At 50.3% G+C, this 12,042-nt stretch carries 11 protein-coding genes; 7 read left to right on the forward strand and 4 right to left on the reverse strand.

Annotated elements, in window-relative coordinates; all coding sequences use genetic code 11:
- The first annotated feature begins 18 nt into the window (after positions 1 to 18).
- From pstA to phoU, 3 genes are read left to right on the forward strand one after another with little or no spacing between them, the layout of a single operon-like run.
- Positions 19 to 1,665, forward strand: a complete 1,647-nt coding sequence (pstA, locus tag BZJ17_RS02125) for a phosphate ABC transporter permease PstA (protein WP_077639623.1) — start codon at positions 19 to 21, stop codon at positions 1,663 to 1,665.
- Between the two features lie 19 nt (positions 1,666 to 1,684).
- The gene (gene pstB, locus BZJ17_RS02130; RefSeq protein ID WP_077639624.1) at positions 1,685 to 2,503 is read left to right on the forward strand and encodes a phosphate ABC transporter ATP-binding protein PstB; all 819 of its coding nucleotides are present in this window, start codon (positions 1,685 to 1,687) and stop codon (positions 2,501 to 2,503) included.
- 10 nt (positions 2,504 to 2,513) lie between these two features.
- Entirely contained in the window at positions 2,514 to 3,221 is a 708-nt protein-coding gene (gene phoU, locus BZJ17_RS02135) for a phosphate signaling complex protein PhoU (RefSeq protein ID WP_069590609.1), read from the forward strand.
- Between the two features lie 3 nt (positions 3,222 to 3,224).
- Here the strand turns inward: phoU and ppk2 are convergent, their stop codons facing one another.
- The 3 genes from ppk2 to BZJ17_RS02150 form a co-directional block, all read right to left on the reverse strand.
- Entirely contained in the window at positions 3,225 to 4,046 is an 822-nt protein-coding gene (gene ppk2, locus BZJ17_RS02140; protein WP_077639625.1) for a polyphosphate kinase 2, read from the reverse strand.
- A gap of 146 nt (positions 4,047 to 4,192) precedes the next feature.
- Positions 4,193 to 4,933 carry a copper homeostasis protein CutC gene (locus BZJ17_RS02145; protein ID WP_077639626.1) on the reverse strand — a complete coding sequence of 247 codons (741 nt, stop codon included), beginning with the start codon at positions 4,931 to 4,933 and terminating at the stop codon, positions 4,193 to 4,195.
- Between the two features lie 221 nt (positions 4,934 to 5,154).
- The gene (locus BZJ17_RS02150; RefSeq protein ID WP_069590615.1) at positions 5,155 to 5,757 is read right to left on the reverse strand and encodes a peroxiredoxin C; all 603 of its coding nucleotides are present in this window, start codon (positions 5,755 to 5,757) and stop codon (positions 5,155 to 5,157) included.
- A 143-nt stretch (positions 5,758 to 5,900) separates the two neighbouring features.
- Between BZJ17_RS02150 and BZJ17_RS02155 the strand changes: the two genes are divergently transcribed.
- The 3 genes from BZJ17_RS02155 to aceA all read left to right on the forward strand — a co-directional run bounded on the left by BZJ17_RS02155 (position 5,901) and on the right by aceA (position 10,225).
- Positions 5,901 to 6,764, forward strand: coding sequence for a hydrogen peroxide-inducible genes activator (locus BZJ17_RS02155; RefSeq protein ID WP_077639627.1), 864 nt, complete (start codon positions 5,901 to 5,903; stop codon positions 6,762 to 6,764).
- Positions 6,765 to 7,240: 476 nt separating this feature from the next.
- Positions 7,241 to 8,848: a malate synthase A gene (gene aceB / locus BZJ17_RS02160; RefSeq protein ID WP_077639628.1), complete on the forward strand. Its 1,608-nt coding sequence runs from the start codon at positions 7,241 to 7,243 to the stop codon at positions 8,846 to 8,848.
- Between the two features lie 72 nt (positions 8,849 to 8,920).
- Positions 8,921 to 10,225: an isocitrate lyase gene (aceA, locus tag BZJ17_RS02165; protein ID WP_069590620.1), complete on the forward strand. Its 1,305-nt coding sequence runs from the start codon at positions 8,921 to 8,923 to the stop codon at positions 10,223 to 10,225.
- Between the two features lie 46 nt (positions 10,226 to 10,271).
- Here the strand turns inward: aceA and BZJ17_RS02170 are convergent, their stop codons facing one another.
- Positions 10,272 to 10,712 carry a CBS domain-containing protein gene (locus BZJ17_RS02170; protein WP_069590622.1) on the reverse strand — a complete coding sequence of 147 codons (441 nt, stop codon included), beginning with the start codon at positions 10,710 to 10,712 and terminating at the stop codon, positions 10,272 to 10,274.
- Between the two features lie 218 nt (positions 10,713 to 10,930).
- Here BZJ17_RS02170 and queA point away from each other — a divergent pair, with 218 nt between their 5' ends.
- Positions 10,931 to 12,010: a tRNA preQ1(34) S-adenosylmethionine ribosyltransferase-isomerase QueA gene (gene queA, locus BZJ17_RS02175; protein WP_077639629.1), complete on the forward strand. Its 1,080-nt coding sequence runs from the start codon at positions 10,931 to 10,933 to the stop codon at positions 12,008 to 12,010.
- The last annotated feature ends 32 nt before the right edge of the window (positions 12,011 to 12,042 follow it).

Below are 12,042 nucleotides of genomic sequence, written 5' to 3' on the forward strand. Positions count from 1 at the left end.
GTGGGGATGAGAGCTCGTATGCGCGCATGGATGAAATCAGGAACCCCTTGGGTGTGGATAACCGCAGGCATGGTCAGTGTCAGCTTGATTGCGATCCTTGGTGTATTGCTTCTTATTGGTGCGCGCGGGTTGGGCTATTTTTGGCCTACGCCCATCACCCAGTTCACGCTCAATACACCCGAAGGCCAAGAAACGGTGATTGGGCAGATTTACCAAACGGACCGTGTCGACGCGACGCAACTGCAAGATGCTGGCATCACATTACCGGAAGATGCTACCCCAGATTATGCCCGTTTAGTGGTCAAAATCGGTAATCGCGAGCGTGAGGGAGTGGACTTCCGGCAGTTGTTGGCGTTTAACATTCGCAGCCAATTTACACCGGCATCATTAGCCATGATAGAGCGGGTCGAGAATGGGGTTTTCTATGGATGGCCTGTTGCGCTGGTAGATGAGAAAGGTACGCGCCATCGCCTAGATGAGGCGGATCTTGAGGCGCGACTTGATGCCTTGTCCGCGCGACGTGATGTGATTGATGACATTGAACGCGTCCACCTAGCCAGTGTCAATTATCAACTGGAACAGCTGCGTTTAGAGGAAAAACGCTGGGCCTTGGCCCATGCCGCAAATCGTGAGCCCCCAGCCCATATCGCAGAGCAGCGCGCGCAGCTATTGGACCAATATTCCCAGCTTGAGAAGAAGCTGGAAAGTTTACGGCATCACCAAGATGATGCCATGTTAGTGGTCAAAGATAGCCATCATGAAGAAGTGCTACTGCCACTTCGTAACGTCTTGGCGGTATGGTACCCCAACGCAATGAGCGGGGTTGAGAAGCTGCTCTTTTGGGGCCATCAAATTGGTGCGTTTGTCTCAGAGCCACCACGAGATGGTAATGCTTCTGGCGGCGTGTTTCCGGCCATTTTTGGCACCGTGTTTTTGGTGCTGTTGATGGCTGTGATTGTGACACCGCTTGGGGTGATTGCCGCGGTGTACCTTCATGAATATGCGCCAAAAACCGCGTTTACACGGATGATTAGGATTGCGGTCGTTAATTTGGCTGGGGTACCTTCGATCGTCTATGGCGTCTTTGGTTTGGGCTTTTTTGTCTATTTCATTGGTGGTTCGATTGATGAGCTCTTTTATCAAGCAGCTCAACCGGCCCCTGTCTTTGGAACGCCGGGCGTACTGTGGTCAGCGTTAACATTGGCGATTTTGACGCTGCCCGTGGTCATTGTGTCGACAGAGGAAGGGTTGGCACGTATCCCGACCAGTGTTCGTCATGGTGCGTTTGCATTAGGTGCCACCCAAGCCGAGACACTGTGGCGAGTTGTGCTGCCGATGGCAAGTCCGGCGATGATGACTGGGCTGATCCTCGCCGTTGCGCGTGCAGCCGGTGAGGTTGCGCCTTTGATGCTGGTGGGGGTAGTGAAAGTGGCACCTGCTTTGCCGGTGGATGGTAACTTCCCCTTTTTGCACCTCGAACGTAAGTTCATGCATCTGGGATATCATATTTATGATCTTGGCTTTCAGAGTACCCATATTGAATCGGCACGCCCTCTGGTATACGCCACCTCGTTTTTACTGGTGTCTGTGATTGTGGCGTTAAACCTTGCCGCTATCGGGATCCGCCATTACTTGCGTGAAAAGTATCGCGATTTGGAACAATAATGATGAGGCTCGACAACCTATGTTTTCGATAAACTCCCGAATTGGCCTGACGCCCGAGCTCGATTTGGCAAATTTGCCTGAAGAGCAAACCGCGCTGTCGATCCGTCATCTCAATTTGTACTATCAGCAAACACAAGCCTTGTTTGATATTAATATGCGGATCCCTAAGGGAAAGGTCACGGCGTTTATCGGCCCGTCCGGCTGTGGTAAGTCGACCTTGCTACGCTGTATTAATCGGATGAATGATCTGGTTGATGGCTGTCGTGTCCGCGGGGAAGTGACTCTGCATGGGCAAAATATTTACGATCGCGACGTTGATGTGCCCGCATTACGCCGCCAAGTTGGTATGGTGTTTCAGCGGCCCAACCCTTTTCCTAAATCTGTTTATGAAAATGTGGTGTTCGGGTTACGCCTGCAGGGTATCAATGATCCACGGGTGCTCGATGATGCGGTAGAACGAGCACTGCGAGGGGCGGCTTTGTGGAATGAGGTAAAAGACAGACTCAATGATAATGCATTTGGCTTGTCAGGCGGTCAGCAGCAGCGTTTGGTTATCGCCCGTGCGATCGCGATTGAACCAGAGGTATTGTTGCTCGATGAGCCCTCATCAGCGTTGGATCCGATTTCAACGTTGACGATTGAAGAGTTGATTAATGATTTGAAAAGCCAATACACCGTGGTGATCGTCACCCATAATATGCAACAAGCCGCGCGTGTCTCGGATCAAACCGCATTTATCAATATGGGGCGTTTGGTGGAATACGCGGACACGGACACCTTGTTTACGACGCCGAAAAATAAACAAACTGAAGACTATATAACTGGTCGCTACGGATAAGGAGCAGGCCTTGGACAACCATAACATCAGTCGCCACATTTCAGGGCAGTTTAATGCCGAGCTTGAAGCCATTCGAACCCATGTTTTAACCATGGGGGGGTTGGTCGAACGCCAACTGACCGATGCACTACGTGCCATGCATAACCAAGATGTCGATCTGGCGCGTCATGTTATTCGTGAAGATCACAAAGTCAATGGCATGGAAGTAGCGATCGATGAGGCGTGCACGCGAATTATTGCCAAACGTCAGCCGACCGCCAGTGACTTGCGACTGGTGATGGCGATCATCAAAACCATTACCGATCTTGAACGTATTGGTGATGTGGCGGACAGCATCGCTAAAATGGCACTGGATAACTCCAGTCACTCTCAGCAGCCTTTTCTCGTCTCATTGGAAGCGCTAGGGCAACGTGCGGCGAAGATGCTGCACGAGGTGCTGGATGCGTTTGCCCGTATGGATATTGAGGCGGCGATGCGGGTGTATCGCAAAGATGACTCCTTAGATCGTGAATACGAGGGTATCTTGCGTCAACTGATGACCTACATGATGGAAGACCCACGCTCAATTCCTAACGTACTGAAAGTGATGTGGTCAGCACGCGCCATTGAGCGTGTTGGCGATCGCTGTCAGAACATTTGCGAATACATCATTTACTTCGTGAAAGGAAAAGATGTTCGCCATATTCAAAAAGAAGAGCTGGAAAAACTGCTTAAATAAGGGTTAATCGTCTGACTCATCGTTGAGCCACTCGCTGACTTGATCGGGCACAAAGCTTTGATCTTCAAGTGGCATGCGGACATAGCCTTCTTTATTGATTTCAGGTAGCTCGACCTCGGGATAGGTGATTTCTTGATACGGGATCTGCGATAACAAGTGCGCAATGCAATTGAGCCGTGCGTGCTTTTTATTGTCCGCTTCGACCACCCACCACGGACTGTCTTTGGTGTCTGTGTAAGCAAACATACGATCTTTGGCCTCGCTATATTGCACCCAGCGGCTGCGAGACTCTAAGTCCATTGGGCTGAACTTCCAGCGCTTTATGGGTGTGCTAATACGTTCGGCAAAGCGTTTTTCTTGCTCGTCGTCAGAAACTGAAAACCAATATTTAATCAAGATTATGCCTGCACGCATTAACATGCGTTCAAACTCGGGACAGGTACGTAGAAACTCTTCGTATTCTTCGTCGGAGCAAAATCCCATCACCCGCTCAACCCCCGCCCGGTTGTACCAGCTGCGGTCAAACAGAACGATTTCACCACCGGCAGGCAGGTGCTCAACATAACGTTGGAAATACCATTGGGTACGCTCGCGCTCGGTGGGCTTATCTAGCGCGACGACGCGACATACACGTGGGTTGAGTTTTTCGGTAATACGTTTGATCACGCCACCCTTGCCCGCGGCGTCTCGCCCTTCGAATAACACCACCACTTTGAGGCGCTCTTGCTTGACCCACTCTTGCAGTTTGACTAGCTCGGTTTGTAGCTCCGTCAGTTTCTTTTCGTAGTGCTTTTTGCTGATTTTACTCGATGTTTTATCCGACAAGGGAAACTCCTTTTCACACCATTGTGCTTTTACGGTAGAAAACTCGCCTTTACGATGCAACGCTACCGCCTCGAGGGCGGCGCTCGCGCATCAAAATATCCGAGTCAGTCACAGTTCAATGTTGTGCCATAGCCTGTTGCACGCACTTACAAGTGTGCGGAAAGGGCTTTTATTTGCCGGATAATGGCGGGGTTGGTCATTGGGTAACAGGCATCATCACCTTCGCCCATGGTGGCCACAGCGCGGTGTTGAATGGCACTGGGTTGATCCATACGGGCAGATAAATGAATTTCACGCGCGCCGCAGTGGGAGAGAATCGCGGCAGCATTATCTGGCGTGACACCCGCGCCAGGCATGATCTGTAAAGCAGCCTGTCGGGTCATTTCTACCCAACGTTTCAGTGCCTCTTTACCTTGCTCTGCGCTGCTGGCTTGGCCCGAAGTAAGTACCCGCTCAATCGCAGGGCGCGCTAAAAGCGCTTCCAGTGCTGATTCAGGATCGGCGCAGTGGTCAAACGCGCGATGAAACGTCACGCCCATACCTTTGGCTTCTGCCAACATGTCATCGATAAGTGGCAAGTCGAGCCGTCCTTGGGCTGTCAGTGCGCCGATCACCACGCCCGCACATCCAGCTTGGCGTGCCATCGCAATATCCTTGAGCATGACTTCTGCTTCGTCACTGCTGTATAAAAAGTCTCCCTCACGTGGCCGGATAATGGCATAAATGGGAATATTCGCTTGTAGGGCGGCAAGTTGCATATAGCCGTAACTGGCCGTGAGTCCACCAAGGCGCAGTGCACTACACAGCTCGATGCGGTCAGCGCCAGCGCGCTCTGCCACCTTTAAAGAGCCAATACTATCAATACAAACTTCGACCAAGACAGACATACCACCCCTTAGTGAGCAACACAGTGTCAATAATAAAGGCTGTATTGTGACAGCAGGCAGGGGAATTACCTAGTAGAAGCGGTAGAAAGGAAAGGGAAGCGTGACAATGCAAGTCACGTGTCATGGGGAAATAGATACAAAAAGGGCCCGGTTTAACCGGGCCTCATTATTATCTCACATTGTCCAGTGCGTAGGGCACGTCACCTTTTGACCGTTAATAATTACAGGTCAGCAGAGTGCTCAGACAGGTATGCAGCAACACCTTCTGGTGAGTCTTTCATACCTGCTTTACCTTCTTCCCACTGTGCTGGGCATACTTCACCGTTCTTCTGGTGGAAGCTCAGTGCGTCAACCATGCGCAGCATCTCGTCGATGTTACGGCCAAGTGGCAGATCGTTCACGACTTGGTGACGTACAACGCCTTCCTCATCGATGAGGAAAGAACCACGGAAAGCAACACCTGCTTCTGGATGCTCTACGTCGTACGCTTTGCAGATTTCGTGTTTAACGTCTGCAACCAGTGGGTATTTAACCGCACCGATACCACCGTCTTCGATGGCAGTTTTACGCCATGCGTTGTGTGAGAACTGAGAGTCGATTGACACACCGATAACCTCAACGCCCTTCGCTTGGAAGTCTTGGAAACGCTTATCGAATGCAATCAGCTCTGATGGGCACACGAAAGTGAAGTCGAGTGGGTAGAAAAAGACAACAGCTTTTTTGCCTTTGGTGAACTCTTTCAGGTTGAAGTTTTCAACGATTTCGCCATTACCTAGAACGGCTGCGGCAGTAAAATCTGGTGCTTGACGACCTACGAGTACCATAACTCAGCTCCTAATTAAAAAGTTTGCCTGAAGATCAGGTTCCTATATAAGCGAGACAAACTATAGCTGACTTGCTACATTGAAAAAAGTGGAATTAATAGATTGTTATAATCGAAAAAAACGATTGTATAAAGTTTGACAGAATGAACAAATATCCATCACTTAAGCAGCTACACTATCTGGTTACCTTGTCAGAAACTCGCCATTTTGGCGAGGCGGCGAAACTGTGTTTTGTTAGCCAATCGACCCTCAGTGCCGGGATCCAAAACCTAGAAGAGTTGATTGGTGCTCAGCTCATTGAAAGAGACAATAAAACCTTGGTGCTGACTGGCATGGGAGAGGAAGTGGTACGCCGCAGCCGCGAAATTCTTGCCCGAAGCCAAGATTTAATGGAGCTCACCCACGTTCAGTCTGATCCTATGCATGGCAAAGTCCGTTTAGGCTGTATTCCGACTATCGCTCCGTTTTTACTCTCCGACGTCGTCCAGCAGGTTAACCAGCGCTATCCCAATTTAGATCTCTTGTTACGAGAAGATACCACCGCGAACTTGCTTACCGCGCTCAAACACGGCGAAATGGATGTGCTGATTTTGGCCTTACCGATGGATATCGGCGCCATGACCAGCCGCATTGTTGGCCGTGATCCTTTCAAGATGGTGATGAGCCGCAAGCAAGCCGCGCAATTAACGCTGCCGGTGGATTACGATGCCTTACCCGATGAGTCGGTGTTTTTGCTCGAGCGCGAACACTGCCTCACGGACCATGCGGTATCTGCCTGCCAAATGACGGCCTCACAGAAGATTAACCCGTTTATGGCGACCAGCTTACATACCTTGATCCAGATGGTCGCCAACGGCAATGGCGTCACATTTATTCCGCAAATGGCGATTGATCATGGCTTAATCGATAATCTCGACGTGCACCTAGAAATTCCCCCCGGACGCGCCGCGTATCGTGAAATCGGCATGGTGTGGCGTCCATCATCGAGTCGTATTGATACNNNNTAGCAAAACAATCAGCATGTTTCTCTGCAATAAAACCTCCTCCAGTGAAATAGAATCGTTGGATTATTATCACGCCAGTGAGTCGGTTTATAATCAACGCATCTTGCTGTTTCGATTAACTGGCTGATAATCATAAATTTATTATCTCACCCACACATCTTTTGTCGCTTTATGTGTAATTAAATTACGTAATGAGTTACAAAGAGGTGACAAAAATATGATCTGCGTAGCAGGTTTATATCCTCCTAATAATTCGTACAAAAAAATCAATTCGAGCTAATACTCTATTTTATTTAACTTGCTGTTTTACTTGCATTTATGTGTTTTTTGTTGCGAGGTTGAAATGAATCTCTAGTTGATTTTTACGCCAAACTACGCCAACTTGATTAAACAGTGACCACATTGTCTAGAAAAGTTGCAGTGTGGCGGAATAATCATTTTTGTTGTGATTGGATTACAACTGAGGCCAGGGAGGCAACATGACTGAAGCGTGTTCAACGTTACGTGAATCGCTGGTGCTGACAGAAGCGTTATCACCGGAACAAGCTGAAATACTCACCGATGATGCGTTATGTTTTGTGGCGAGTCTCGCTGATAAGTTCGCATCACGCGTGCCTGAACTGCTCGCGGCGCGAGAAGTCCGTCAGCAGCGCATTGACGCAGGCACCTTGCCAGACTTTTTACCCGAAACCGAATCAATTCGCCAAGGGGACTGGACCATTCGTGGGATCCCCAGCGATCTGCAAGATCGCCGGTTAGAAATCACCGGACCTGTCGATCGCAAAATGGTGATTAACGCACTGAATGCGAATGTGAAGGTCTTCATGGCAGACTTTGAAGACTCATTTGCACCGGCGTGGCCACAAGTGGTTGAGGGGCAGCGAAATTTGCGTGATGCGGTCAACGGCACCATCAGTTATACCCACCCAGATACCGGTAAGCGTTATCAGCTCAATGATAATCCGGCTCGGCTGATCTGCCGCGTGCGTGGCCTTCACCTCACTGAAAAGCATGTAGAGTGGCAGGGCAAACCCATTCCAGGCGCTTTATTCGACTTCGCTTTGTACTTTTTCCACAACTATCGTCGCTTATTGGAGACCGGCTCGGGTCCATACTTTTATGTGCCGAAGTTACAAGCCTATCAAGAAGCCGCATGGTGGAGTGACGTCTTCTCATTTGCTGAAGATGAATTTGGTCTAAGCCGTGGCACCATTAAAGCCACCGTATTGATTGAGACCCTACCTGCCGTGTTTGAGATGGATGAAATTCTTTACCATCTTCGCGACCACATTGTGGCTCTAAACTGCGGCCGTTGGGATTACATCTTCAGTTACATCAAAACCTTGCGTAATCATCCGGATCGCGTATTGCCGGATCGCCAAGTCGTGACCATGGATAAACCTTTCCTCAATGCTTACTCCCGTTTGTTGGTAAAAACTTGCCACAAGCGCGGTGCATTAGCGATGGGCGGTATGGCTGCGTTTATTCCCAGTAAAGATCCGGCTGAAAACCAGCAGGTGCTGGATAAGATTGAAAAAGATAAAACCCTCGAAGCCAATAACGGCCACGACGGTACATGGATTGCGCACCCGGGGCTGGCAGATACCGCTAAAGCGGTGTTCGATCGCGTACTGGGTGACAAGCCTAACCAGTTACATATCTCCCGCGAGCAAGACGCGCCGATTACCGCCGCCGATCTCCTTGCTCCTTGTGACGGAGAGCGCACCGAAGCGGGAATGCGACACAACATTCGGGTCGCGGTGCAATACATCGAAGCATGGATCTCAGGCAATGGGTGTGTGCCGATTTATGGATTAATGGAAGATGCGGCCACTGCCGAGATTTCACGTGCGTCGATTTGGCAATGGATCAAACACCAAAAGCCATTGAGTAATGGCCAAGTAGTTACCAAAGCATTGTTTGAGCAATACCTCAGTGAAGAGATGAAAGTACTGGAACACGAGTTAGGGGCCGATGTCTTTGCCCGCGGGCAATATCAGCAAGCAGCCGCCTTGATGGCACAGCTGACGACCAGTGATGAGTTGGTCAACTTCTTAACCCTACCTGGGTATCAGTATTTGCCATAGTGGCACGGAAGCAACACAACAAAATGGATTGACAGGACTGGGCTTGCGCCCGAGAAATAAGAGGAATGGAACATGACTTTAACTCGCCAACAACAAATCGCTCAACTGGAAAAAGAGTGGGCAGAAAATCCACGTTGGAAAAACGTAAAACGGACTTACAGCGCGGAAGAGGTGGTGAACCTACGCGGCTCTTTTGTCCCAGAAAACACCATTGCCAAGCGCGGTGCCGCTAAGCTTTGGGATCTTGTCAATGGTGAGGCCAAAAAGGGCTATGTGAATTGCCTTGGTGCACTCACTGGTGGGCAAGCTGTCCAGCAGGCCAAAGCGGGGATTGAAGCCATTTACCTCTCCGGCTGGCAAGTAGCGGCGGATAACAACACTGCCTCAAGCATGTATCCAGACCAATCACTGTATCCCGTCGACTCTGTGCCTGCGGTGGTGAAGCGTATTAATAATGCTTTTCGCCGTGCCGACCAGATCCAATGGTCGAAAGGGGGCAGCCCGGAAGATGGCATTGATTACTTTTTGCCGATTGTTGCCGATGCAGAAGCAGGCTTTGGCGGCGTACTCAACGCGTATGAGTTGATGCGCAGCATGATTGATGCAGGTGCCGCTGGGGTGCACTTCGAAGATCAGCTCGCGTCGGTGAAAAAATGTGGCCACATGGGGGGCAAGGTATTGGTGCCGACCCAAGAAGCGGTGCAAAAACTAGTGGCAGCGCGTTTAGCAGCGGACGTTGCAGGGACAGATACCTTAGTCATTGCGCGCACCGACGCCAATGCGGCAGACTTGCTGACGTCGGATTGCGACCCCTACGATAAGGACTTTATTGTCGGCGAGCGTACGGCTGAAGGCTTTTACCGTGTGCGTGCGGGGATTGAGCAAGCCATTTCTCGCGGCTTGGCCTACGCGCCGTATGCCGATTTAGTTTGGTGTGAAACGGCAAAACCTGATTTAGAAGAAGCGCGTCAATTTGCCGAAGCCATTCACGCCAAATACCCCGATCAATTGCTGGCTTATAACTGCTCTCCGTCATTTAACTGGGAGAAAAACTTGGATGCAGACACGATTGCCCGTTTCCAACAAGCGCTTTCAGACATGGGCTATAAGTATCAGTTCATCACCTTAGCGGGTATTCATAACATGTGGTACAACATGTTTGATTTAGCCCACGCTTATGCGCAAGGTGAGGGGATGCGTCACTATGTCGAAAAAGTACAGCGCCCAGAGTTTGAAGCGGCTGAACGAGGCTACACCTTTGTGGCGCATCAGCAAGAAGTGGGCACGGGTTATTTCGACCAGATGACCAACACCATTCAAGGTGGTCAATCGTCGGTGACAGCGTTGACTGGCTCAACTGAAGAAGATCAGTTCTAACCCATGCGGATGGGACAAAACGGGGAGTGGTGACACTCCCCTTTTTTTATTCGTCGGCCTCCATAGGCTCAGTTTCTTCTTGGATTTCCAACAAGGTTGAGGCTATGGCAACAAAATCGCTGTCGGTAATAATGCCAACTAACTTCTGATTTTTAATCACAGGCAAACAACCGATTTTGCGCTCTAGCATGGTCAAGGCGGCTGCGCGTAGAGAGGCTTCTGGATCCACCGTCACCAGTTGACGATGAGCAAAATGCGACAGGGGCGTATTCATTTCGTTGTCCCCGTTAGTCGCTTTACCTAACGAAGAGGCTTGAGCGGATAGCACGTCGCGTTGCGTCACGAGTCCTACCAGTCGCTGCGCATCATCAACCACAGGTAAATGACGAAAGCGTTCGGCACTCATCAGCGTATGAGCGTCGGCCAAGGTGTGTTCCGGGGAGAGCGTATGTGGATGCCGGGTCATCATGTCATCAACGATAAACATGGCACCTCCTTACAGTCAGACAGGGAAGGGAAGCTATACTTACACTCTAGTCTACCTAGCACTAATTCGACGTGATACGTATCAAGGATAGTTGTTATAAAAGGCAGGCGAAGTGCAATAAGATGTGACAGTTTAAGCGGCGACTAATCCTCCACCTTGCTTGATATTCACCGTGGTGAACCTATACTAGCGGCCTGCTTTTTATCTAGGCAAATGTCATGCAATTATCCGATTTTCACTTTGAACTTCCCGATGAGTTAATTGCACGCTATCCGCAGCCGGATCGCAGTGCAAGTCGCTTATTGTCACTCGATGGCACAAGCGGTGAGGTGGTACATCGTCAGTTTAAAGATATCCTCGAGCTGGTTGAGCCTGGGGATTTGATGGTGTTCAACAACACACGAGTGATCCCCGCGCGTGTGTATGGCCGCAAAGCGTCGGGCGGTAAAATAGAGGTGCTGGTGGAGCGCGTGCTCGACGAACGTCGTTTCCTCGCCCACGTGCGCGCGTCTAAAGCCCCCAAACCCGGTGCCGAATTATTCCTTGGCGATGACGGACAGATCCCTGCAGAGATGGTGGCACGCCACGATGCTCTGTTCGAAATCCAGCTAAACGGCGAAAAAGGCGTGGTAGATACGCTTAACGATATCGGCCATATGCCGTTGCCGCCATACATCGACCGCACTGATGAAGAGAGCGATAAAGAACGCTATCAAACTGTGTATAACCAAAAGCCCGGGGCAGTTGCTGCGCCAACGGCGGGGTTACACTTTGACGATGCCATTATGGCTGCGCTTAAAGAAAAAGGCGTCAATATAGCGTTTGTTACCTTGCACGTCGGCGCCGGAACATTCCAGCCCGTGCGCGTTGATAATATCGAAGAGCACGTAATGCATGCAGAGTATGCGGAAGTGCCACAAGAGGTTGTTGATGCGGTGAACCACACACGTGCGCAAGGTAAACGCGTGATTGCGGTGGGAACCACCTCGGTGCGTTCACTGGAAAGTGCGGCACAAGCGGCGAAGCAAAACGGTGAGCCGTTGGCGCCATTTTTCAACGATACTCAGATTTTTATCTATCCTGGTTATCAATGGCAGCTGGTAGACGTGTTAGTGACCAATTTTCACTTGCCGGAATCAACCTTGATCATGCTGGTGAGCTCTTTTGCCGGTTACGAACATACGATGGCCGCCTATCGTGCGGCAGTTGAAGAGCGCTATCGCTTTTTCAGCTACGGCGATGCCATGTTTATTACCCGTCAGCAAGACGCTGACTCATCGACAACGACACGAGATTAACTGCTCGTGCGATGCTTGCGGCAGGATAAACC

Origin of the sequence: Salinivibrio sp. IB574 (genome assembly GCF_001996205.1) — a bacterium.
GTDB lineage: Bacteria > Pseudomonadota > Gammaproteobacteria > Enterobacterales > Vibrionaceae > Salinivibrio > Salinivibrio proteolyticus.